The organism is Planotetraspora thailandica (assembly GCF_016863335.1).
Classification (GTDB): Bacteria; Actinomycetota; Actinomycetes; order Streptosporangiales; family Streptosporangiaceae; genus Planotetraspora; species Planotetraspora thailandica.
The window spans coordinates 45019-68322 of record NZ_BOOR01000060.1 but is presented as its reverse complement, the minus strand read 5'-3'; the positions used below and the strand labels follow the sequence as shown (position 1 = coordinate 68322).

The 23304-nt window shown below is 69.6% G+C and carries 24 protein-coding genes; 7 read left to right on the top strand and 17 right to left on the bottom strand.

What is annotated here, in order from left to right:
• Positions 1-42: 42 nt before the first annotated feature.
• Both Pth03_RS32390 and Pth03_RS32385 read left to right on the top strand, forming a co-directional pair.
• A complete protein-coding gene (locus tag Pth03_RS32390) occupies positions 43-906 on the top strand; it encodes a hypothetical protein (protein WP_203948248.1) in 864 nt (287 codons plus the stop codon).
• A gap of 74 nt (positions 907-980) precedes the next feature.
• Entirely contained in the window at positions 981-2126 is a 1146-nt protein-coding gene (locus Pth03_RS32385) for an acyl-CoA dehydrogenase family protein (RefSeq protein WP_203948247.1), read from the top strand.
• An 11-nt stretch (positions 2127-2137) separates the two neighbouring features.
• On the opposite strand, the gene Pth03_RS32380 is transcribed toward Pth03_RS32385, so the two are convergent.
• The 4 genes from Pth03_RS32380 to Pth03_RS32365 all read right to left on the bottom strand — a co-directional run bounded on the left by Pth03_RS32380 (position 2138) and on the right by Pth03_RS32365 (position 6268).
• Complete coding sequence (locus Pth03_RS32380; RefSeq protein WP_203948246.1) at positions 2138-2299, bottom strand: hypothetical protein; 162 nt, start codon at positions 2297-2299, stop codon at positions 2138-2140.
• Between the two features lie 39 nt (positions 2300-2338).
• Positions 2339-3112: an alpha/beta fold hydrolase gene (locus Pth03_RS32375; protein ID WP_203948245.1), complete on the bottom strand. Its 774-nt coding sequence runs from the start codon at positions 3110-3112 to the stop codon at positions 2339-2341.
• Positions 3113-3209: 97 nt separating this feature from the next.
• Positions 3210-5438 (bottom strand): ATP-binding SpoIIE family protein phosphatase, encoded by a 2229-nt coding sequence (locus Pth03_RS32370; protein ID WP_203948244.1) that lies wholly within the window; start codon positions 5436-5438, stop codon positions 3210-3212.
• A gap of 125 nt (positions 5439-5563) precedes the next feature.
• A complete protein-coding gene (locus Pth03_RS32365) occupies positions 5564-6268 on the bottom strand; it encodes an iron-dependent transcriptional repressor DtxR (RefSeq protein WP_203948243.1) in 705 nt (234 codons plus the stop codon).
• A 76-nt stretch (positions 6269-6344) separates the two neighbouring features.
• Between Pth03_RS32365 and Pth03_RS32360 the strand changes: the two genes are divergently transcribed.
• Complete coding sequence (locus Pth03_RS32360) at positions 6345-6968, top strand: UdgX family uracil-DNA binding protein (protein ID WP_239119528.1); 624 nt, start codon at positions 6345-6347, stop codon at positions 6966-6968.
• A 27-nt stretch (positions 6969-6995) separates the two neighbouring features.
• On the opposite strand, the gene pdxH is transcribed toward Pth03_RS32360, so the two are convergent.
• Positions 6996-7658 (bottom strand): pyridoxamine 5'-phosphate oxidase, encoded by a 663-nt coding sequence (pdxH, locus tag Pth03_RS32355; protein ID WP_203948241.1) that lies wholly within the window; start codon positions 7656-7658, stop codon positions 6996-6998.
• Between the two features lie 169 nt (positions 7659-7827).
• On the opposite strand from pdxH, the gene Pth03_RS32350 reads away from it, so the two are divergent.
• The gene (locus tag Pth03_RS32350; protein ID WP_203948240.1) at positions 7828-8934 is read left to right on the top strand and encodes a citrate synthase 2; all 1107 of its coding nucleotides are present in this window, start codon (positions 7828-7830) and stop codon (positions 8932-8934) included.
• A 144-nt stretch (positions 8935-9078) separates the two neighbouring features.
• The gene (serC, locus tag Pth03_RS32345) at positions 9079-10215 is read left to right on the top strand and encodes a phosphoserine transaminase (RefSeq protein WP_239119527.1); all 1137 of its coding nucleotides are present in this window, start codon (positions 9079-9081) and stop codon (positions 10213-10215) included.
• A gap of 72 nt (positions 10216-10287) precedes the next feature.
• Here serC and Pth03_RS32340 read toward each other — a convergent pair whose 3' ends face one another.
• From Pth03_RS32340 to Pth03_RS32290, 11 genes are all read right to left on the bottom strand, one after another.
• Positions 10288-10911, bottom strand: a complete 624-nt coding sequence (locus Pth03_RS32340) for a rhomboid family intramembrane serine protease (RefSeq protein ID WP_239119526.1) — start codon at positions 10909-10911, stop codon at positions 10288-10290.
• A gap of 102 nt (positions 10912-11013) precedes the next feature.
• Entirely contained in the window at positions 11014-11778 is a 765-nt protein-coding gene (locus Pth03_RS32335) for a crotonase/enoyl-CoA hydratase family protein (RefSeq protein ID WP_203948238.1), read from the bottom strand.
• Between the two features lie 26 nt (positions 11779-11804).
• The gene (locus Pth03_RS32330) at positions 11805-12584 is read right to left on the bottom strand and encodes an SDR family NAD(P)-dependent oxidoreductase (RefSeq protein ID WP_203948237.1); all 780 of its coding nucleotides are present in this window, start codon (positions 12582-12584) and stop codon (positions 11805-11807) included.
• Between the two features lie 33 nt (positions 12585-12617).
• Positions 12618-12962 carry an STAS domain-containing protein gene (locus Pth03_RS32325; RefSeq protein ID WP_203948236.1) on the bottom strand — a complete coding sequence of 115 codons (345 nt, stop codon included), beginning with the start codon at positions 12960-12962 and terminating at the stop codon, positions 12618-12620.
• A gap of 35 nt (positions 12963-12997) precedes the next feature.
• Complete coding sequence (locus Pth03_RS32320) at positions 12998-13753, bottom strand: energy-coupling factor ABC transporter ATP-binding protein (protein ID WP_203948235.1); 756 nt, start codon at positions 13751-13753, stop codon at positions 12998-13000.
• Entirely contained in the window at positions 13750-14514 is a 765-nt protein-coding gene (gene cbiQ, locus Pth03_RS32315; RefSeq protein WP_203948234.1) for a cobalt ECF transporter T component CbiQ, read from the bottom strand. Before cbiQ ends, Pth03_RS32320 begins: the two co-directional genes overlap by 4 nt.
• Before the next feature lie 52 nt (positions 14515-14566).
• Positions 14567-15601, bottom strand: coding sequence for an energy-coupling factor ABC transporter permease (locus tag Pth03_RS32310; protein ID WP_203948233.1), 1035 nt, complete (start codon positions 15599-15601; stop codon positions 14567-14569).
• Between the two features lie 73 nt (positions 15602-15674).
• Positions 15675-17504 (bottom strand): glycosyltransferase family 2 protein, encoded by a 1830-nt coding sequence (locus Pth03_RS32305; RefSeq protein WP_203948232.1) that lies wholly within the window; start codon positions 17502-17504, stop codon positions 15675-15677.
• Positions 17505-17593: 89 nt separating this feature from the next.
• Positions 17594-18028, bottom strand: coding sequence for an ester cyclase (locus tag Pth03_RS32300; RefSeq protein WP_203948231.1), 435 nt, complete (start codon positions 18026-18028; stop codon positions 17594-17596).
• Between the two features lie 169 nt (positions 18029-18197).
• The gene (locus Pth03_RS32295; protein ID WP_203948230.1) at positions 18198-19805 is read right to left on the bottom strand and encodes an ABC transporter permease; all 1608 of its coding nucleotides are present in this window, start codon (positions 19803-19805) and stop codon (positions 18198-18200) included.
• Entirely contained in the window at positions 19802-20698 is an 897-nt protein-coding gene (locus tag Pth03_RS32290; RefSeq protein ID WP_203948229.1) for an ABC transporter ATP-binding protein, read from the bottom strand. Before Pth03_RS32290 ends, Pth03_RS32295 begins: the two co-directional genes overlap by 4 nt.
• A 101-nt stretch (positions 20699-20799) precedes the next feature.
• Between Pth03_RS32290 and Pth03_RS32285 the strand changes: the two genes are divergently transcribed.
• Positions 20800-21309, top strand: coding sequence for a GbsR/MarR family transcriptional regulator (locus tag Pth03_RS32285; RefSeq protein ID WP_203948228.1), 510 nt, complete (start codon positions 20800-20802; stop codon positions 21307-21309).
• Positions 21310-21375: 66 nt separating this feature from the next.
• Here Pth03_RS32285 and Pth03_RS32280 read toward each other — a convergent pair whose 3' ends face one another.
• Complete coding sequence (locus tag Pth03_RS32280; RefSeq protein ID WP_203948227.1) at positions 21376-21897, bottom strand: MarR family winged helix-turn-helix transcriptional regulator; 522 nt, start codon at positions 21895-21897, stop codon at positions 21376-21378.
• A 47-nt stretch (positions 21898-21944) separates the two neighbouring features.
• Here Pth03_RS32280 and pip point away from each other — a divergent pair, with 47 nt between their 5' ends.
• On the top strand, positions 21945-22904 hold the full coding sequence (pip, locus tag Pth03_RS32275; RefSeq protein ID WP_203948226.1) for a prolyl aminopeptidase: 960 nt from the start codon (positions 21945-21947) through the stop codon (positions 22902-22904).
• Positions 22905-23304: the final 400 nt, after the last annotated feature.

Genomic DNA, 23304 nt, shown 5'->3' with positions numbered 1-23304 from the left:
CCTTCTGCGCGCCACAGGTGTATCCGCACCGGAGGTGCTCAGATGAGACGAATACTTGTGGCACTCGGCGCGGCGGTGATGGCGATCGCCGCGGCGCTTCCCGTTCACGCGGAGACCCGGGCGGGCGGCTGGGCGACGACCGAGCTCGATCCGCTCCCCGACAAGCTCGTGGCCGACAAGGCGTACACGATCGGATACTGGGTCCTCCAGCACGGGACCCATCCGTTCGACGTTCAGGGGGAAGACCTCGGCACTACCGGTCTGCGCCTGATCAGCACGTCGGGGGGAACCACGCTGAACTTCACCGGCACGCCCCTCCCCGAGCCGGCCCACTACGCGGTGACCATCAAGATCCCGGACGGCCAATGGCGGCTCCAGGGCGTCCAGGGGATCTTCATGCCGCACGAGATCGGAACCTTGGTAATCCCGGGCGGGCTAACCCTGGCCCCTCCGCAGTTCGCGAGGGGCGTCGGCGCCGAGGTCGTCGACTACTGGGGATCGATCAAGCCTCCAAGCTTTCCGTGGGACGGCAAGGTCACCTCGTCGCGACCGCCCGCCGTGTCCGCGCCCCAGCCGAGCGCGCCCCAGGCGCCGGCGGCCGCTCCTGCGCCCTCACCCCAAAGGACGGCCACCCCGGCCTCCGGTGACGACGGATGGTCCGTGCCGTACCTGCCGATCGTCACCGCACTGCTGGCGATCGGCGCGACGCTCCTGGTTCAGCGCGCGGCCCGGGCTCGGGTACGGCAGGGCCCCGCGGACGGCGCGGCCCGAGGCGGCACGACGCCGGACGAGACGGGGCCGACACCGCCAGGTGACGCGGCGCAGCCCGGGCAGCCCGGCTCCTCCGCCGCGCGGAAGCCGTCCGAGCAGACGGAGGAGGACGTGATCACGATCGGCCGGGACTGACGACGATCGACCCGGGCGGTAACAGAATCGTATTCTGGCCGCGGAAACGAACCTCCGAGCCGGAAGGCGTACCGATGCGGCGAAACCTCTTCGAGGAGGAGCACCAGCTCTTCCGTGAGACCGTTCGTGAGTTCCTGGCTCGTGAGGTCGTCCCCCACCACGATCAGTGGGAGACGGACGGCATCGTGCCGCGCGAGGTCTGGAAGAAGGCCGGCGATCTGGGCATGTTCGGCTTCTCCGTCCCCGAGGAGTTCGGCGGGGCCGGCGTCACCGACTTCCGCTACAACGCGGTCGTGGTCGAGGAGATCCTCCGCATCGGCGCCACCGGCCTCGGCTTCTCGCTCCACAACGACGTGATGGCGCCCTATTTCGTCGACCTCACCGACGACGGGCAGAAGCAGCGCTGGTTGCCCGGATTCGTCTCCGGCGAGTTGATCACGGCCATCGCGATGACGGAGCCGGGTGCGGGCAGCGACCTTCAGGGTGCCCGCACCACGGCCGTCCGCGACGGAGACCATTACGTGATCAACGGCCAGAAGACGTTCATCACCAACGGCATCAACTCCGACCTCGTGGTGGTCGTCACCAAGACCGACCCTGCGGCGGGTGCGCGCGGCACCACGCTGTTCGTCGTCGAGCGCGGGATGGAGGGCTTCACCCGTGGCCGCAACCTGGAGAAGGTCGGCATGCACGCCCAGGACACGGCCGAGCTGTTCTTCGAGAACGTGCGCGTCCCCGTCGCCAACCGGCTCGGCGACCAGGACGGCCAGGGCTTCGCCCAGCTCATGCGCAACCTCCCGCAGGAGCGCCTGTCGATCGCCGTGGGAGCGGTGGCCGCCGCGGAAACGGTGCTGGAGACGACCATCGAATACTGCAGGAACCGGCAGGCGTTCGGCCAGAGCATCGGCCGGTTCCAGAACACCCGGTTCCTGCTGGCCGAGCTGGCCACCGAGGTGGACATCGCGCGGAACTACGTCGACACGTGCATTTCAGCCCTGAATGCCGGGGAGCTCACCGCGGTCGACGCCGCCAAGGCCAAGTGGTGGACCACCGAGCTGCAGACCAAGGTCATCGACCGCTGCCTCCAGCTCCACGGCGGCTACGGCTACATGCTGGAATACCCGGTGGCCAAGGCGTGGCTGGACAGCCGCGTACAGACGATCTACGGGGGCACTACGGAGATCATGAAGGAGATCATCGGCCGCTCGTTCGGCTTCTGAGCAGGCCGCGCTCAGCGGAATTGTTGCCCCCAGACGGCCAGCATGACGAGCACGAACACGATCATCACGCCGGCGTACGCCACCTGGCTCAGCCGGAAGAACTTGCGCACCTTGTTCAGCAACCACGCGAACAGGAACGCCAGGAAGATCAGCAGAATGAGGCCGGAGTCCACACCGATCAGTATGCGGCGGTTCCTCCGTGCGTGCGGGCCTTAATCGCGACTGTTCTCGAGGATGACCCGCGCCACCAGGGCCGGGTCATCACTCATCGGAAGGTGTCCGCACCCCGACATCAGCACCACGCGCTCCTGCGCCCACCGGGCCGCCCGGACGGCCTGGCGGCGCGGGAGCAGCCGGTCGCGCTGGCCCCATGCGATGGTGATCGGCACCTTGGGCGGCGGCGGCGGCGCCATCCAGACGCACGAATCGAGCGTGCCCGCGAACCCCGCGCTGCCTCGCAGCGCCTCTGCGGCCTCCCGCACCGCGGTCCCCGGAACCTGGGACGGCCGGGCCGTCAGCAACCCCATCGCCATCATCCTGCCCTGCCGGGTGGAGGCCAGCCCGGCGCCGCCCCGGCAGGCCATCTGCGCCGACGTCCGCAGCAATTTCAGGACCGTACGCGCGTACAGGTGCTCGCTCCTCGACCAGAAACCCGCCGGCGACAGGGCGACGGCGGTCGAGACGACCCCGCGCGCCGCCAGGTCGAGCGCCACATATCCGCCGAACGAGTTGCCCGCGACGTGCGGGTCCTTCACACCCAGCAGCCCCCAGAACTCTTCGACCGCGGCCCCGAGCGTCTCCGCGTTGTACGGCAGGCCGGCCGGCAGCGGCGGCGACTCCCCGAAGCCGGGGAAGTCGACGGCGATCACGTCATGCCGCTCCGCCAGCAGGTCGAGCACGGGCAGCCATCCCCGCCGGTGATGCCCGAGTCCGTGCAGCAACACCAGTGGTGATCCACTGCCACAGCGGTCGTAGGCGAGCTCCATATCTGCGAGTCAACCATCGTGAGCTCCGCCGTACCAGCGGCTCTGGGCTCCCGAAACGGCCTGGTGACCAGGGCTTTGACGTGCGGAGACGCCGCGTTCAGCGACCCCCGATGGGGATCTCGAACCAGACGGCCTTGCCCTCCCGCGTCGGGCGCGAACCCCAGCGTTTGGCCAGCTGGTCGACCAGGTAGAGACCGCGGCCGCCTTCGTCGTTCTCCCCGGCGCTGCGGATGCGGGGCAGCCGGAGGTCCTGGTCGAACACCTCGACCCAGATCGACTTCTTGCCGCGCCGCAGCCGGAGGGTGAACTCCTTGTCGCCGCCCGCGATCTCCTCTTCGAAGCCCGGGATCTCCCAGGACTCGTCGAACGGCAGCGGCGGCCCGTCGAGCGCCAGCTCGCGGCGGGGCATGTTCGCGCTTGCGGCGTGCAGCACCACGTTGGTGACGACCTCGGACACGAGCAGGCAGGCCAGTTCGGCACGTTCCTCCGGGACCAGCCAGTCCTTGAACGCCTCCAACGCCATGCGCCGGGCCTCGCTGACCATGATGGGCTGGGCGGGGAACGTGCGCTCCTCGATCTCCAGCTCGGTGCCGACAGACCGCACCACCAGGATCGCCATGTCGTCGTCGATCTCGCCGGGAACCGCCACGGTCGCGGTGTCGGCGATGCGCTCGACGGACTCCTCCGAGATCTTGGCGAGCTTGTCGCAAAGGATCCGCAAGGTTTCGTCGTCGCTGAGGACCGGACCTTCCGTGTCACGGGGAGGCCGCCGGTCGAGCAGGCCGTCGGTGTAGAGCAGGAGCGTCGCGCCCGGCGGGAGCGTGCGCGTCTCCTCCTTGTAGACCAGGTCGGCGTGCACGCCCTTGGCGCGGACGCCGAGAGGCTGGCCGACCTCGGTGATGTCCAGCTCGGTGATGGTGCCGTCGACGATCAGCAGCGGCGGGGCGTGCCCGGCGTTGGCGAACGACAGCTGCCGCGACCAGGCGTCGTACACGAGGTATTGGCAGGTCACCAGCGGCGGGTTGGTGATGTCCTCCCCGAAGTCGTCACGCTCGGGATGGGCGACCACCCTGGTCCACTCGTCGAGGCGGGCCAGGATGTCCGCCGGGGGCTTGTCGTCCTGCGCGAAGGCGCGCAGCGCCGCCCTGAGCTGGCCCATGACCGCGGCGGCCTTGGCCCCCCTGCCCTCGACGTCGCCGATGACGATGCCGACGCGGCCTGCCGACAGCGGGATCACGTCGTACCAGTCGCCGCCTACCTGGGTCTGGATGCCCTGGCCGTGCGAGGCCAGCGGAGCCGCCGGGAAGTACCGGTGGGCGATCTCCAGCCCGTCGAGGGTGGGCACCTCACGCGGCAGGAGGTGCTTCTGGAACGACTCGGCGGTGTGCCGCTCCTCCTCGAACAGCAGCGCGTTGTCGACGGCCACCGCCACCCGTGTGGCGATCGCGCCCACGAAGTCGCGGTCGAAGGCGTCGTAGTGGGGCGAGCGCCGGTCGGTGAGGTTGGACAGGCCGAGGTACATCAGGCCGAGCGTCTCGCCGCGGGCGCACAGCGGCGCGACGATCGCGGAGGTCATGCCGACCTCCCCGCAGATGCGGGCCGCGCCCTCACTGGGCGAGGGATAGCTGACCTGGGAGAAGTCTTCGACCAGGATGGTCTCCTGGCGGCGCTGGGCGGTGTCGGCGTAGTGCCCGGGGGGATACTTGATCTCCTCGCCGACCGCCTTCCAGGTGTCCGGCGGCGGGGTCCACCCGTTGACGTGCGTGGAGACCTTGCGCACGAGCCGGTCGTTCTCCACCAGCTCGATGAAGCAGTGATCGGCGAACTGCGGCACGAGCATCTCGGCGACCCGGTTCAGCGTCTCCTCGACGTACAGCGAACCCGCGAGCCGCTCGCCGATGCGCTCCAGCAGGCCGAAACGATCTTTCTCCCGCTCGTTGCTGCGCATCGCCTCGCGTGCGGTGACGACGATCCCGGTCACCGAGCCCGACTGATGGCGCAACGGCACCGCCTGCGCTCTGACGTAGATCATCGTGCCGTCGCCACGCACGACGTCGAAGGTGCCCTCCCAGACGCCGCCCCGAAGCACATGCCTGGCGAGCTCGACGGCCAGGGGGTGGTCCTTCTTCATGATGCCGAGGGACAACAGCGACTCCCGGCCGGAAGGGCCGCCGGGAGCGCCGAACAGTTGCTCGGCGAAGGGATTCCAGTACAGGACGTTGCTGAAACGATCGGTGACGACCACCGCCATCTCCGCCTGGTCCAGCACGGACCCCGCGGTCAGATGGTCGGCGGTGTCCTGCGACAGATCCCCCCAACGCTTCATCCCAGGACCACCCTTTGGAGAGTGACGATCACGATGCCGGACACGGGCACTCCTGCGGGGCTGGGGTGTCGCGGGAGAGGGGGAGGGGGATCCTGTGGGGACTCAACCAGTCTCTGTTCTTTCCGTCATCGCCTGGTGACGAAAACGTGCGACGCGACATCGCGCGGAAGTTCCGCGGAAGTGCTGTCCGCATCGCAGTCCCCTGTCACCCGCACACCGTCGTCGCTAGCCGCGAGCGTCACCTCGCGTCCGGGTTGTATCCCAACTTGCTTGAGTTTAAGCATCAGGGCGGGATCGCTTTGCACTTGTTCGCTAATTCGGCGAACGACAACCGGAACCATGGCCGGACCAGCCAGATCTGCCATCGGAGACATAGCCTCATCTTTGGTCAAACCGGACTGTGCGACGCCGAGTTCACTGAGACCGGGGATCGGATTGCCGTGAGGGCAGGCGATCGGGTTGTCGAGAAGCTCGACGAGCCGCGTCTCCACCGACTCCGACATCACGTGCTCCCAGCGGCACGCCTCGACGTGAACGTCTTCCCAGGGAAGCCCGATCACCTGGGTGAGCAGGCACTCGGCGAGGCGGTGCTTGCGCATCACCCTGATGGCGAGCTTGCGTCCAAGGTCGGTCATGCTCAGGTGGCGATCGCCCTCGACCCTGACCAGCCCGTCCCGCTCCATCCGCGCGACCGTCTGGCTGACTGTGGGCCCGCTCTGCTGCAGCCGCTCCGCGATGCGCGCGCGCAGCGGAACGATGCCTTCCTCTTCCAATTCGAAGATCGTGCGGAGATACATCTCCGTCGTGTCGATCAGGCCATGTGCCGTCACGGTTCCTCCAGTTCAGTATCGATGCTACGACCTCCTGGAGCGTTCGCAGCCGAACCTATTGGGAAGCGATCCTAGGGTGACAAACATCGGAGCCGAGCGATTCCTTCCGGCCGAGGTGAGCCTGTCCGCGCTGCGAGAGGCGGCCCGCGGCTGCGAAGGTTGCGAATTGTTCAGAAACGCCACTCAGACGGTCTTCGGGGAGGGCGATCCCAGCGCGAGGTATCTACTCGTGGGAGAACAGCCCGGCGACCAAGAAGATCGTACCGGTGCTCCATTCGTCGGACCGGCCGGGCGAATGCTCGACCGGGGGCTGGGCGAGGCCGGTATCGAGCGCGGCGCCGTCTATGTGACCAATGCGGTCAAGCACTTCAAGTTCGTGCTGCGCGGCAAGCGCAGGATCCACCAGAAACCGACCGCCGCGGAGATCGACGCCTGCCGGCCGTGGCTCGACGCGGAGATGCGGCTCGTCGACCCGGCGGTGACGATCGTGCTCGGCGCCACGGCGGCCCGCGCCCTGCTGGGGCCGTCCTTCAGGGTCACCCGGCAGCGCGGCGTGCCCGTCCCGAGGCGGGAGGGGGCCTTCTACGTCGCCACCATTCACCCGTCGGCGATCCTGCGGGCCCCGGAGCCCGAGGACGCGTACGCGGGTTTCCTCGCGGACCTGCGGACCGCCGCCGCGCTCGGGTCCGCGACCGGATGAGCGGCCTGGTGATCGATGCGGCAGAGATCAGGGGGCCAGGCGCTCGCGGGTCCACGTGCCCGCCCGTCCCGCCCTGCGGCCGGAAAGGCGGTAGCGGATCCGGTCGTGCATGCGGTCGGTCTGGCCCTGCCAGAACTCGATCTCCACGGGGTCGACCCGGAATCCGCCCCAGAAGTCGGGCACCGGCGGATCCTCCGGCCAGCGCTCGGCCAACTCCCGGTAGCGCGCGTCCAGTTCCTCGCGCGAGCGGACGACGGCCGACTGCCGCGACGCCCACGCCCCGATGCGGGAGCCGTACGGGCGGCTGTGGAAGTAGGCGGCGGTCTCCTCCCTCGGAAGCTTTACGGCCTGGCCCTCGACGCGGACCTGGCGCCTGATCGGGTGCCAGGGGAAGAGCAGGCAGGCCCGGGGGTTCTCGGCGAGGTCGCGGCCCTTGCGAGACTCGTAATTGGTGAAGAAGGTGAAGCCCCGCTCGTCGAAGCCCTTGAGCAGGACGGTCCTGGCGGACGGGCGGCCTCCCGCCGAGGTGGTGGCGAGGATCATCGCGTTGGGCTCGGGCAGACCGGCGTCGACCGCCTCGGCGAACCACAGGGAGAACTGCGCCATGGGGTCGTCGGCAAGGTCGGATTCGAGCAGCGGCAGGCCCTCATAGCTACGCCGAAGCCCGGGGAGTTGCGATGCGCTGTCCACGGGACGATATTGTCGCGTGCTTGGCTGATGTGTGACGCAGCACCCCCTACCTGGGACAACGGCGTTTCAGAGGGACCGGGGGCAGACCAGTGCCGCCCTGAGGGTTAAATTGACCCGCCGGTATCTCGACATCAAGGCTTTGGACTTCACAAGAGAGAGGCAGCCGAGAATGTCCGACTTCAAACCCGGGCTCGAGGGCGTGGTCGCGTTCGAGACCGAGATCGCGGAACCGGACAAAGAAGGGGGCGCCCTTCGCTATCGGGGCGTCGACATCGAAGAGCTCGTGGGCAACGTCTCCTATGGACATGTCTGGGGCCTGCTCGTCGACAACGAATTCCAGCCGGGTCTGCCCCCGGCGGAGCCGTACCCCGTTCCCGTCCACTCGGGCGACATCCGTGTAGATGTGCAGAGCGCGCTGGCCATGCTCGCTCCCGCCTACGGATTCCGTCCGCTGCTCGACATCGACGACGCTCAGGCCCGCGACGATCTCGCCAGGGCCTCCGTCACCGCCCTTTCCTTCGTGGCCCAGTCCGCTCGCGGTCTGGGCCTTCCCATGGTTCCCCAGAAGCGGGTCGACGAGGCCGAGAGCATCGTCGAGCGCTTCATGATCCGCTGGCGCGGTGAGCCCGACCCCAGGCACGTCAAGGCCATCGACGCCTACTGGACTTCGGCCGCCGAGCACGGCATGAACGCCTCGACGTTCACCGCCCGCGTGATCGCCTCCACCGGTGCCGACGTGGCAGCGGCCCTGTCCGGCGCGGTGGGCGCGATGTCCGGTCCCCTGCACGGCGGCGCCCCCGCCCGCGTTCTCCACATGATCGAGGGCGTCGAGCAGATGGGCGACGCCAAGAAGTACGTCCAGAGCGAGCTGGACAAGGGCCAGCGGCTCATGGGCTTCGGCCACCGCGTCTACCGTGCGGAGGACCCCCGCGCCCGGGTGCTTCGCCGTACGGCCAAGGAACTGAACGCGCCCCGCTACGAGGTGGCCGCCGCGCTGGAGACCGCCGCGCTCGAGGAACTGCACGCCCGCAAGCCCGACCGGGTTCTGGCGACCAACGTGGAGTTCTGGGCGGCGATCATCCTCGACTTCGCCGAGGTCCCCTCGCACATGTTCACCTCCATGTTCACCTGCGCGCGTACGGCCGGCTGGGCCGCGCACATTCTCGAGCAGAAGCGCACGGGCAGGCTGGTCCGCCCCAGCGCCAACTACGTGGGCCCGCCGCAGCGCTCGGTCAACGACGTTCCCGGCGCCGTCGACGTCGTCGGCAAGGTCTGAGCCCCTCTCACGGTCGATGGCCCGCTCGCCCGAGCGGGCCATCTTCATGTCCGGGCCCGGCCGGGAGGCCGTCGCGGAGCGGGGATCCGGTCTCGGCTCCCGGCCTCATACTTCTCACATCCCGGACCCGTGGAACGAGCACCGATGCGGCTAACTACGCTTGGTCGGGTGGCTGACATCGTGATTCCCGCTGACATCAAGCCCGCCGACGGCCGTTTCGGCTGCGGGCCCTCGAAGGTACGCCCGGAGCAGCTCGCGGCGCTCGCCGGAGCCGGCGCGAGCGTGATGGGCACGTCCCATCGGCAAAAGCCCGTCAAGAATCTCGTCGCCCGCGTCCGGGCCGGGCTCTCGGAGCTGTTCTCCCTCCCCGAGGGATACGAGGTCGTGCTCGGCAACGGCGGCACCACGGCGTTCTGGGACATCGCGGCCTTCGGCCTGATCCGGGAGAAGTCTCAGCACCTGCACTTCGGCGAGTTCTCGTCCAAGTTCGCGGCCGTGGCGAAGAAGGCGCCCTGGCTGGCCGAGCCGACCGTGATCAAGTCCGAGGTCGGCAGCCACCCGTCCGCCGTGGCCGAGGAGGGCGTGGACGTCTACGCGCTCACCCACAACGAGACCTCGACCGGCGTCGCGATGCCGATCAAGCGGGTCGGCGACGACGACTCCCTCGTGCTGGTCGACGCCACGAGCGGGGCCGGCGGCCTGCCCGTCGAGGCGCAGGAGTTCGACGTCTACTACTTCGCGCCGCAGAAGAGCTTCGCCTCCGACGGCGGCCTGTGGCTGGCGCTCTTCTCGCCCAAGGCCCTGGCCCGGGTGACGGAGATCGCCGACAGCGGCCGGTTCGTCCCCGAGTTCTTCAGCCTGCCGACGGCGATCGACAACTCGGTCAAGGACCAGACCTACAACACGCCTGCGGTCGCGACGCTCTTCCTGCTGGCCGACCAGCTCGACTGGATGAACTCCCAGGGCGGCCTGGCCTGGACGACGGCCCGCACGGCCGACTCGGCCTCCCGGCTCTACACCTGGGCGGAGAAGACCTCCTACACCACGCCGTTCGTGGCCGACCCCGCGCAGCGCTCCAACGTCGTGGGCACGATCGACTTCGACGACGCGGTGGACGCCGCCGAGGTGGCGAAGGTCCTGCGGGCCAACGGCATCGTCGACACCGAGCCGTACCGCAAGCTGGGGCGCAACCAGCTCCGCATCGCGATGTTCCCGGCGATCGACCCCGCCGACATCGAGGCGCTGACCGTCTGCGTCGACTACGTCGTCGAGCGTCTCTAGCCGCCCTCGCTCCGCCGTACGGCCCGGCCCGCGCCGAGCCGTACGGCAGGGCCGGTGAGAGCCGGTCGAGGGTCAGGAGACCTCGCGGCGGCGGCGCAGGGCCCACGCCGCGACGACGCCGCCGATGAGGCCGAACAGGTGGCCCTGCCAGGACACGCTCGGGTCGTTGGGCAGCGCGCCCCACAGGATCGAGTAGTAGAGGACGGCGACGATCACGCCCAGGACGATGTCCAGGGTCCGCCGGTCGAACAACCCTCGCGCCACCACATACCCGAAATATCCGAAGACGAGGCCGCTCGCGCCGATTGTCAGGGTGTTCGGAGGGGCGGTGAGCCACACCCCCGCCCCGCTGATCAAGATGATCACGAGGCTGGCGGCCGCGAACCGCCCGAGGCCCCGGATGGCCGCCACGAAGCCCAGGATGAGCAGCGGCACCGAGTTGGCCATGAGGTGGGCGAACCCGGCGTGCAGGAACGGCGCGAACAGGATGCCGGGCAACCCGTCCGGCTCGTGCGCGATGATCCCGTACCGGTCGAGTGCGCCGTTGTCGATGTAATCGATGATTTCCAGTGCCCACATGACGGACAGCAGGGCGATCATCACGATGGCACTGCCCAGCGCGCCGCCGAGCAGCCGTGTCGTGCGGTCCTTCATAGACCCGCCGGACGGGGGAAGGCCGGTCCCGGAATCGCTCATGGCTTTACCGTACGCATTCCTGTTCACGGCCGTGGAAACTGCCCGGCTCCGGCGTGACCATGCGCCGCGGAGCCGGGCGGTTCGCGCCGGTGAAGAGGGGCCTTATTCGCCCTTCCATTCGGGCGCGCGCTTCTCGGCGAAGGCCGCCGCCCCCTCCATCGCGTCCCTGGACCCGAAGACGGGGTTGATGATGGCCTGCTGCTTGGCGAACATCTCCTCGCGCGACCAGTCGGCCGACTCGACGATCACCTTCTTGGTCGCGGCCAGGGCCAGCGGCGCGTTGGCCGCGATCGTGCGGGCCAGTTGGACGGCGCCGTTCAAGGCCTCGCCCTCCAGCGTGAGCCGGTTGACCAGTCCCAGCTCGTGGAGCCGCGTGGCGGGATAGTGGTCTCCCGTCAGAGCGATCTCCATGGCCACGTGATACGGGATGCGCCGCGGTAGGCGCATGATGCCGCCAGCGCCCGCGACCAGGCCGCGCTTGGGCTCCGGCAGGCCGAAGACGGCCCTCTCCGAGGCGACGACGAGGTCGCACGCCAGGGCCAGCTCGAAGCCTCCCGCGAGGGCGTATCCCTCGACGGCGGCGATGACCGGCTTGCGCGGAGGCGCCTCCGTGATGCCGCCGAAGCCGCGCCCTTCGACGACCGGAAGGTCACCGGTCAGGAACCCCTTGAGGTCCATGCCGGCCGAGAAGGTGCCGCCCGCTCCCGTCAGCACGATGACCGACACGTCCTTGCGCTCGTCGAGCTCGTCCACGGCCGCGGCGATGCCGCGGGCCACGGCCCCGTTGACCGCGTTCCTCGCCTGGGGCCGGTTGATCGTGATGACGGCCACTCCGCCGTCGGCCTCTACCAGAACCTCATCGGACATGACGTCTCCCTGGACTCGGCGGGGGCCTACTTGGGCTGGAAGCGGATGCCGCCGTCGAAGCGGATGACCTCGCCGTTCATGTAGTCGTTCTCGATCAGCGCGCGGACGAGGTGCCCGAACTCCGACGCCCGCCCGAGCCGCTTCGGGAAGGCCACCGGCCCGATGAGCTTGGCCTTGAACTCCTCGGCGTTCTTGTCGCCGATCGTGCCGTAGATCGGGGTGTCGATGATGCCGGGGGCGATGGTCAGGACGCGCACGCCGATCGCCGCGAGGTCACGGGCGGCGGGAAGCGTCATGCCGATGATGCCGCCCTTGGAGGCCGAATAGGCCACCTGGCCGGTCTGGCCCTCGATGCCCGCAACCGACGCGGTGTTGATCACCACGCCGCGCGCGCCGTCGGCGTCGACCGGCTCGGTCTTGGCGATGGCGGCCGCGCCGATGCGCATGAGGTTGAACGTGCCGATCAGGTTGACGTCGATCACCTTGCGATAGGAGGCGAGGTCGTGCGGCGAGCCGTCACGGTTGACGGTCCTGGACGCCCACCCGATGCCGGCGCTGCTGATCACCGCGCGCAGGGGCTTGCCGGTGGCGACCGCGGCGTCGACGGCGGCCTGCACCGAGGCCTCGTCGGAGACGTCGGTCTGGGCGAACACCCCGCCCAACTCGTCGGCGAGCGCCTTGCCGCGCTCCGCGTTCAAATCGGCGATGACCACGGTCGCGCCGATGCCGGCCACCTCACGGGCCGTGGCCTCGCCGAGGCCGCTGGCACCGCCCGAGATGATTACTGCTGCTCCGTTAAGGTCCATAGGCGGACCCTAACGCGAGAACCGAATGAAGTTCTACTCGGGATGGCGCAAAATCGCGGTGTCGACATCGGGGTAGACCTTGATGCGTCGGTCAAGTCCGGTGGTCCTCAGGATGCGGGCCACGGGCGCCTGCGGTGAGGCCAGGCAGACGCCGCCGCCCTCGCTCGCCGCCAGCCGCCACGCCTCGATCAGCACGCTCAGCCCGCTGGAGTCCATGAACGACAACGCGGCGAGATCGAGAACCAAGGTGGGACCGTCCTGCTTGATCGCGTCACGCACCTCATCTCGCAGGAACGGGGCCGTGAACAGATCGAGCTCGCCTTCAACCGCCACGACGACGGCACCCGAGAGCGAACGGCGCGCGAGCCGCAGCTTCATCGTTGAAACCTCCTCCGCGCCACTTTACTTGCGCATCACCGTGGGTGAGCAGGCGGCGCGAAGCCGTACGGCAATTCGAGGCGGTGCGCGGCGAGCAGATCGCCGTCCCCGAGGAGCTTATCGGTGGGCCCATCTGCGACGATCACACCCCCGGACAGGATGAGCGAGCGCTCGCACAACTCCAGCGCGTACGGAAGATCGTGCGTGACCATCAGCACCGTCACATCCAGATTTTTCAGAATCTGGGCGAGTTCACGGCGTGAGGCGGGATCGAGGTTCGACGACGGCTCGTCGAGCACGAGGATCTCCGGCTCCATGGCCAGCACGGTGGCGACCGCCACCCGCCTGCGCTGGCCGAAGGACAGGTGGTGCGGCGGCCGGTCGGCCACGCCCGCCATGCCCACCCGCTCCAGCGCGTCGGCCACCCTGCGCTCCAGCTCCGCACCCCGCACACCCATGTTGGCCGGGCCGAAGGCGACGTCCTCCCGGACGGTCGGCATGAACAGCTGGTCGTCGGGATCCTGGAAGACCAGGCCGACCCGTCGGCGGATCTCCCTGAGCGTGTCCGCTCGGACGGGCAGCCCCGCCACCTCCACCGAACCGTGCCCCGGCGTCAGAATGCCGTTGAGGTGCATGACCAGGGTGGTCTTGCCCGCTCCGTTCGGTCCGAGCAGCGCGACCCGCTCCCCGCGCGCGATGCTGAGATCGACGCCGAAGAGCGCCTGCGTGCCGTCCGGATAGGCGTAGGCCAGGCGCCGGACCTCAAGCGAGACGGCGCCTTGGGGCTTCACGCCAGGCTCCAGGCGAGCGCGGCCGTCGCCAGCGCGAGACCGGGCAGGGCGGCGGCCACGGCCCAGTCGCGCCGAGGGGCCGGCAGTTCGTGGATCACCGGCATCTGCCCGGTGTACCCGCGGCTGAGCATCGCGAGGTGCACCCGCTCTCCTCTCTCGTATGACCGGATGAACAGGGCGCCCGCCGACCTGGCCAGGGTGGGGGCGTGACGGATGTCCCGGGCGACGAACCCCCGCGACTCCCGCGCGATCCGCATGCGCCGCGCCTGATCGATGATCACGTCCATGTAGCGGAGCATGAACGTGGCGATCTGGACGAGGAGCGACGGCAGGCGGAGCCGCTCCGCGCCGAGAAGCATCATGCGCGGCTCGGTGGTCGCCGCCAGGAGGATGGAGGCGACCACCCCCAGCGTGGCCTTGACCAGGATGTTCCAGGCGGCCCAGAGCCCGGCCACGCTCAGGGACACCCCCGCCACCTCGACCCGCTCCCCGAGTCCGATGAACGGGATCGCCACGGCGAACAGCACGAACGGCACCTCGATGACCATGCGGCGCAGAACGAGGGCGGCGGGGACCCGCGCGACGGCCGCGACACCCGCCAGCAGCAGCACGTCGACCGCGAAGGCCCACCAGGCCTCCCGCGGGGTCGCCACCACCGCCACGGCGAACCCCACGGCCGCGAGCAGCTTGCACTGCGGCGGCAGACGGTGGATTGGGGTGTCGCCCGGCAGATAGAGGGTGTGATGGTGACCCGCGCTCACCCGCGACTCCCCCGATTCCGTACTCCCAGGCCTTCAGGCCGGGCTTCCCGGCTCACGCGGCGACCTTGTCCTGACGCCGCCTCCGTACCGTGAAGAAGATCGCACCGCCGGCGAGCACGGTGATCCCGACACCCGCGATCCCGGCGAGGCCGCCGGACAGCCGCTCGTCTTCGACTCCGCTGACGCCGTATCCGGCGAGGGGACCGGTCTCGAGGTCGTGGGGCCTCTCGTTCGCGTTGAAACCCTTGTCGGCGGCCACCTTGTTCAGGCCGTCGGGTGCGCTCGATGCGTAGAAGGAGACGAATCCGGCCAGCACGAGAGCGACGAGTCCCCCACCGAGCAGGATCGGTCGCAAGCTCCGCTTCGGAGCGTCGACGGGCTGCTCGGCGGGCTCCTCGGCTGGGACCTCGCCGTCCGCCGTGCGGAGCACCAGGGGCGCGGCCAGACCGCGTGCGCCGTACACCAGGTCGGGCCGCACGGCCAGCACGCTGCTCACGGTCAGCCCGGTGATCAGGCCCTCGCCCAGGCCGATCAGCACATGGACGCCGCCCATCGCCGCGGCCACGGACGACACCTCGATCGGCGCGGTCCCACCGAACCGGAACAGCACGGTGAACGCGAGCGCGGCGGCCGGAACCGAGATCAGCGCGGCCAGGAACGACCCCACGACCACGGCGGTACGGCTGCGCGGCGCGCTGCGGGTCACCAGCCGGAAGACGGCCCAGCCCACGGCGGCGGTGACGACCGCCATCAGGGTGATGTTGACGCCGAGCGCCGTGAGCCCGCCGTCGGCGAAGAAGAAGCCCTGTACGAGCAGCACCACGGCCACACACAGGACGGCCGTATAAGGACCGACCAGGATCGCTGCCAGGGCGCCTCCCAGCAGATGGCCGCTCGTCCCGGCGGCGACGGGGAAGTTGAGCATCTGGACGGCGAAGATGAAGGCCGCGACGAGTCCCGCCATCGGGGCGGTGCGGTCGTCCAGTTCCTGCCGGGCCCGCCGCAGGCAGACCGCGACGCCGGCGGCCGCGACCACACCGGCTCCAACGGACACGGGGACGTTGAAGAACCCATCAGGCACGTGCATGGACAAGCCCCTCCACGATGGCGAATACGCCATCACCTTAGAGGAGCTTGTCGCAGTTGCATATAACTGGCAATTAACTCGGGCCTAACTTACGCATCGCGGAACCGAGCAGGGTGAACGGCGTGGAAACATGCACCGATGTGCTGAGACGGCGGTTCACCGCGGTGGCATACGGACGGACGGTCCATCGCCTGAGACCCGACCACCACCGCGCGGACCGGCCGAGTTCGTCCGGCCGGTCCACCCGGACGGGGAAGCGCACGGGCGGGCCGCCCACATCGAGCTCCAGGTAGGCGTCCCAGGTGCCGGCCGCGAAACCGTCCACCACGGCCGCGAACGAGTTGGAGCCGGTCGCCAGCACCGCACCGCGTCGCTCGCGTCCCGAGGCCCGCTCGCGCCAGACCAGCTGCCGGACGGCCTTCGCCCCCGGCGCGCCGCCCACGTACACCTGGCCCTCGACGCGCAGCCGGTGTCCCACCCATACGGCACGGGCCAGCCGTACGTCGCCGGGCACCCGCAGGAGATGGCCGCCGACGTCGAGCGCGAGACAACCCTGCGACCGGGTCAGGAAGGGCATCACGACGGAGCCGGACGTGAAACGAGGGCCGGGGACGGTCATGACGGGGTCGCGCTCGGGCCGCAGCCGGGCCATCCTGCGCACTCCCTCACATTCGACGGCGACGTGCACGTCCCACACGCCGGAGGGCAGCGCGCCGACGTCGATCGAGGCGCCGAACCGATCCGCCACCCGCGTGACCGGCACCCGCCGCTCCCCCGACGAGCCCCGCTCCCTCAGGACCAGGCCGGCCTCGCCGTCGAAGCCCGCGAGCGTGACGCTTCCCGAGACCGTCAGGCTGCCTCCCGCCCATTCCAGCCCGGCGAGCCGGTGGCGCAACGTGGCGGTCTCGATGCCGGCCAGCCGTACGAGCCTTGCGGGGTCGTCGAGGGAGTCGACGCGCAGCCGTTCTGCGGGGTCGAACAGGTCGCGCACGCCCTCGGTCAGCCATTCGGCGCAGATGTCGGCGACCTCAGTGATGATCTTCTCGCGTGCGGCGTCGCAGGCCGCGAGGAAGGGAGCGCCGAGCAGGGCGAGCACGTCGGCCCGCAGGTGGCGCAGCAGCAGGCGGTCGCGCAGGGGCCCGGCCGGAATGTGCCCGGCCATCAGCTCGATCGGCGCGCGGATCATCCTGAGCCAGGCCAACGGGTCGTGCCCGGCGACCTCGGCCATGGGGACGCCGCCGTTGTGACGGGAGACCAGGTGATAGCAGTCGTGGCCGGCGACCGCCGACACGACGTCCGCGTGGCAGTAGGCGTGCACCGAGAACAACATGTCGTCGCCGGCGAGGAGCGCCTCGTCGAACCGGATGCCGTGCCGTTCGATCAGGTCGCGGCGGAAGAGCTTGGCGCAGGAGAGGCTGTCGTAGGCGTCGGGAAGGGAGACGTGGGCGGCGTCGTCGCGGAAGGGGAACTCGGCGAGGCGGACGGGGTGGCCCGCGGCCCTGCCGGGCCGTGCGGGAGAGCGCACGATCTTGCCGAGGACCACGTCGGACCCGTTGGCGTCGGCCATCTCCACCATGCGCCGCAGCGCGTCGGGGCCGAGGTGGTCGCCGCCGTCGCAGAAGAAGAGGTACCGGCCTTTCGCCTCGGCCAGGGCCCGGTTGCGTAACCGGGCCGGTACGGCCCAGCCGTCCTGGTAGACCGGCACCACGACGCCGGGGTGGTGGTCGGCGTAGAGCGAGAGCAGTTCGCGCGTGCCGTCGCGGGAGCCTCCGTCGACGACGATGATCTCCTTGGCGACGCGCTGGACGAGCAGAGAGGTGAGGCACCGGTCGAGATGCGCCCGGCAGTCGCGCGCGGGCACGAGAACACTCACATCGACCTGGTGGTCACCGTCCGTAAACATCGGAACCCATTATGTGACCGCACAGAGTGTCTCACGTGCTCCTTCCGCATTGGGGGCGCTCGTGTCGGAGCCTCACGCAGGCACCCGGGTCAGGCGGCGTCGCTCACCCGGAGGAACAATCCCAGCTGGCCGTAGTGCTCCAGTTCGTTGAAGTAGACGCGGTAGTTGACGATCAGGCCGTCCTCGACCTGGCCGGCGGAGCATCCGTGGAGCACGACTCTGCGGTGGGTCGGCTCGATCGGCTCGCCGTGGGGCCCCAGGACGACTCCCCTGTGCGTGCCGGTGAATGTCCACTCGGTCATCGTGAGATCACCGGTCGACATCCTGGTCAAGCACTTGTAGTGCAGATCCGGGTACGCCTCGAGCAGGGACTCGTAGAAGGACCGGATCTGGTCGTGGCCCTCGGCCATCCCCGCGATGTTGATGTAGACCGCGTCCGGGCCGAAACACTGCTCTGCGGTGTCGAGATCGTGGCGGTTCAGCGCATCAAACAGACGATCCGTGACATATCGAGCAGTAGACACCAAAAGCCCCTTTCAGCGAAATCACGCTACCAAGGGCTCGGCAAACAGCTTTTCGACCATTTGGGCGGGGGAACCAAGGAACGTCCAAGGCGGGACCGGAATGCCGTAGATACAGGCGGGAGGCCGTCCTCGTGGCCGGGCACACGACCCGGTCACGAGGACACCGCGATCAGGTGACCGGCACGTCCCGCCGCCGGAAGGCGGCCAGACCGAACACCACGAGGGCTGCGGCGATGGCGGTCAGCAGCACGAGCGGCAGTGCGGACACGTCGCCGCCCGGCACCCGCGGAATGTGGGTGAACGGTGACACATCAAGCGCGGCCTGGCTCAGTTGAAGGGCCGCGCCGAGCTGGCCGAGGAACAGGCACAGGCCGAGCGCGCTCCAGGCCACCGCAGGCGCGAGCCGGGGCAGGAGACCGAAGATCGCGGCGGTCAGGCCGGCCAGCACCCAGACCGCCGGCAGCTGCACGAGGGCGGCGGCCAGTCCCCGCGGCAGTTGGCCGCCGACGTCGCCGATGCTCGCCCCGTAGGTGAGGCCGGTGGTCAGTCCGGCGGCCACCATGACCAGGGTCGGGCCGAGGAGGGCGAACACCAGGTGGCTCGCCGCCCACGTCAGCCTGCCCACCCCTGTGGCCAGCAGCGGCTCCAGACGCAGGCCCGCCTCCTCCGTCCGCATGCGCAGCGCCGCCTGGACGGCGTAGCCGGACGCGATCAGAGCGGTGATGCTCATCGTGGCGGCGATGAAGAGGTCGCTGAGCGCGGAGGTGCCGCCCATGCGCTCGAAGACCTCCAGCAATTGCGGGTTGTCGGCGAGCATGTCCTGCGTGGTCTGCGCGGCGCCGCCGAATATGGCACCCAGCGCGATGAATCCCGCGGCCCAGGCGAGCAGGGTGCCGCGATGCAGGCGCCAGGCCAGCGCGAGCGGCGTACGGAGGGCGGGTGAGGCCTCGGCCGGGCCGAGCCGCGGCGGCAGCAGGCCGGCCGCGACGTCCCGGCGGGACTGCAGGACGAAGGCCACCGCCGTGAGCACCGCCACGAACGCGACGGCCAGGGCGAAGATCCACCAGCGTTCGTCGCGGAACGCGTGGACCTGTGCGGTCCAGCCGAGCGGTGACAACCAGGACGGCCACGCTGGGTCGGCGCCCGTACCGCTCACGTCACCCACAGCCCGGAGCACGAAGGCCACCGCCGCCACCGTGACGCCGATGCCACGAGCGGCCCCGGCGCCTTCGGTGAGCTGGGCGACGAGCGCCCCGACCGCGGCGAACATTGCGCCGGCCGCCGCCCAGGCGAGGCCGAAGGCGAACGCGCCGCCGGCCGGCAGATCCTGGCCCATCAGGCCGAGCGCCACCAGCACGGCCAGCACCAGGTTGGCGCCGATCGTGGCGATGAGCGCCGCCGCCAGACCCGCGTGCCTGCCGACCACCGCCGACCCCACGAGCTCGCGGCGGCCGGCCTCTTCCTCGGTCCGGGTGTGCCGGATCACCATGAGCAGGCTGATCAGCCCGACTACGAGCATGCTGAAGCCCGCACGCCAGAAGGTGAGGCCGCCCAGGCCGGCGTCGTACACCCGCCCGTAGAGCATGACGAAGGTCGAGTTGCCGAAGGACTCGGCGGCATACGCCTGCCGGGCTGCCTCCGTCGGGACCAGTTCCTTGATCGACGATAAGAGGGCAAGCGGGATGACGGCCATGAAGAGCACCCAGATCGGCATGAGGATGCGATCCCGCCGCACGATCAACCGGATCAGGGCGCCGGTGCCGGCGAGCGTGTTCACCGTGTCCCCTCGGTCTGATAGTGGCGAAGGAACAGCTCCTCCAGCGTGGGCGGCTGGCTCACAAGGCTCCGCACTCCCGCCGACGTGAGCTCTCGCAGCGCGGAGTCCAGCATCCGGGTGTCCACCTCGAAGCGCACGTGCGAGCCGTCGACCTGCAGGTCGTGCACGCCGGGCAGGTCCGCCAGGCCGTTCGGCGGATTCGCCAGGTCGGCGGAGATGGTGGTGCGGGTCAGATGCCGCAGCTCGGTGAGGGTGCCGGTCTCGACAGTGCGGCCGCCCCGGATGATGCTGACCCGGTCGCAGAGCGCCTCGACCTCGGACAGGATGTGGCTGGACAGCAGGACGGTGCGGCCGTCGCGCTTCTGCTCCTCCGCGACGACCTGCCGGAACACCTCCTCCATCAGCGGGTCGAGGCCGGAGGTCGGCTCATCGAGCAGCAGTAGCTCCACGTTGGAGGCGAGTGCGGCGACCAGGCCGACCTTCTGCCGGTTGCCCTTGGAGTAGGCCCTGCCCTTCTTCTTCGGGTCGAGGGCGAACCTCTCCAGCAGCTCGTCTCTGCGCTTCTTGTCCAGGCCGCCCCGCAACCGGCCGAGCAGGTCGATCACCTCGCCGCCCGACAGGTTGGGCCACAGCGTGACGTCACCGGGGACGTACGCGAGGCGGCGGTGCAGGGTGGTCGTGTCGTGCCACGGGTCCTGGCCGAACAGCTGTGCCGTGCCGCCGTCCGCCTTCAGCAGGCCGAGCAGCACACGGATGGTGGTGGTCTTGCCCGAGCCGTTCGGGCCGAGGAAACCGTGCACCTCGCCGCGCCGGACCTCCAGGTCCAGGCCGTCGAGAGCGCGGGTCCGGCCGAAGCTCTTTTGGAGACCCGACGCGGTTATGATGTTTTCCACAGACCAGAAGCTACATTAGTTTCACAAATCTGTGAATACTGATCGGCGCGCAGGGCGTCAGTAATGTGTCAAGATCGCTAAGGGGGCGGGAGGAAGCCGTGATGGCCGAGCACGACGACAGGACGGATGCCGGGCGCGACGAAGAGGCGGTCCGGGACTACGTCGAACAGATGGCCATGACGTTCGCCAGGTTCGGCTTCCCGAGAATGCCCGCGCGCATCCTCTTCGCCCTGATGGTCTCCGACGATGGTGCGCTGACGGCGGGCGAGCTCGCGGAGCAGCTCGACGTCAGCCCGGCCGCCGTCTCCAACTCCGTGCGCTATCTCATGCAACTCGGGATGCTCGTGCGCGAGCCGGTCCGGGGCTCACGCAGGGACAGGTACCGCCTGCCGGAGCACGCGTGGTACACAGCGAGCGTGAGCCAGGGGCACATCTACGACCAGATCGCCGATCTCGTCCTCACCGGCGTCAAAGCCCTGGGCGGGCCGGAATCCGCGGCCGGCGCCCGCGCCGTGGAGATGGCGGACTTCCTCCGGTTCTTCCACCGGGAGATGGACGGCGTCCTCGATCGCTGGAGGGCGACGCGGCTCGATGGCGCCTCCCCCGCCTGAGGCACCGCAGTTCCGATCCGCAAGAACGTCACCGGCCTGAGCCGACGGGCCATTCCGAGGCGGCTGTCATCCGCCTGAGACGGCGGGAGGCTTCATCACCTTGAGGCCGCCGGTGCCCGACGCGGCGTCGGCGATCCGCCGGCGCATCGGCCGCCTGTTCAGGGCGTCGAGCGCCTCTGTGACGAGCCTGCTCAGCGGAAACGACAACTCTCCTTCCAGCTCGGCTGCCGCGGCGGCGGTCGCCGCCCATTCCGCCTCCAGCGCCGGCAGCAGCGAGCGGGCCTTCGGCGTGAGCCGTACGACCCGTTGCCTGGCGTCGTCGCCCGATGCGATGGCGACGAGGTCGTCCCTGGCCATCTGCGCCACGGTCTGGCTCGCCGCGGAGTGGGTCACCCCGACCGCCTGAGCGAGGTCGCGAATCGAGCGGGGCTCCGACGCGGCCAGCACCCGGACGATCGGAGTGAACCGCGGGCGGAATCCCGCCAGCCCGAGATCGCCGTAGACGGCCGCGACGTCTCCGTCGAGCAATTCCAGAAGGTGGCGCAGCCGGGTCCCCAGAGACTCGGGCCCGAATGCATATGTGGTCATATCGGCTAATGTAACAGCACTGTTGCATCGTGAAGGGGCCTGGGTCAGTGCGCGAGTTGTATCCGCCGGTCGAACCGTACGAGACCGGGATGCTGGACGTCGGCGACGGCGACCTCGTCTATTGGGAGGTCTGCGGCAATCCCGAGGGCAAGCCCGCCGTCGTGGTCCACGGCGGGCCCGGGTCGGGATGCACGCCCCTGGACCGCCGGCTCTTCGACCCCGACCGCTACCGCATCGTGCTGTTCGACCAGCGCAACTGCGGGCGCAGCACCCCGCACGCGAGCGACCCCGCGACCGATCTGCGGCACAACACCACCGGCAACCTGGTCGCCGACATGGAACGCCTCCGCGAGCATCTCGGCGTCGAGCGCTGGCTGCTGTACGGCGTCTCCTGGGGCTCGACGCTGATCCTCGCCTACGCGGAAAGGCACCCGGAGCACGTGTCGCAAATCGTCATCTCGAGCGTGACCACGACCCGCCGGTCGGAGATCGACTGGCTCTACCGGGGCGTCGGCAGGTTCTTCCCCGAGCAGTGGGAACGCTTCCTCGCCGGGACGCCGGGCACGCCGCGCGACGGCGACGTGGTCGGGGCCTACGCCCGCCTGACGGAACACCCCGACCCCGCGGTGCGCGACAAGGCGACGGCCGACTGGTCCGACTGGGAGGACGCGGTGCTGTCCGGGGAGACCCGCGGCAGGGCCAGGCCGTACGGGGACCGGCCCCCCGCCGCGCGCACGGCCTTCGTCCGCATCTGCTCGCACTATTTCTCGCACGGCGCGTGGCTGGAGGAGGGGGCGCTGCTGCGCGACGCCCATCGGCTGGCCGGCATCCCCGCCGTGCTGGTCCACGGCCGCCTCGACATCGGCGGACCGCTCGACACCGCGTGGGAACTCGCCCGCAACTGGCCCGGCGCCGAGCTGATCACGGTCGAGGACGCGGGCCACATGGGCAACGCCACGACCCGAAGCCATGTCGTCGAGGCGCTCGACCGGTTCGCCCGTCACTGAGGCACACCGCCACGGCCACGCCTGCTGTGCACGCGGAACGCCCCTGCCGTTTCAGGTAGGGGCGTTCTCGCTGTTCAGAGGTCCGAGCGCGGCTTCATCTCATTTTTTCCGTACATGTACGGATCTCACTACGGATGTTCAAGTTCGCTCTGTGGACCTAGCGTCGCGGCCAGGCAAGCTCAGCCGGCCTCCACAAAAGGAGCGACGAGAAAGTGCCCTCTCCCACCTTCCCTCCGTAGCCGCCGCTCCCGCCATGGGAGACGCGCCCGCCCGATGAGGCCATCCCCTCCGGCCCCGTGACGGCGAGAGTCACCATCCATTTCTCTCATCACCCCCCAACTCCCACACCGCGTCCGCCGCCGGGCCACGCCCGACGGCGCGATCGCCGCTGCCCGCTCAC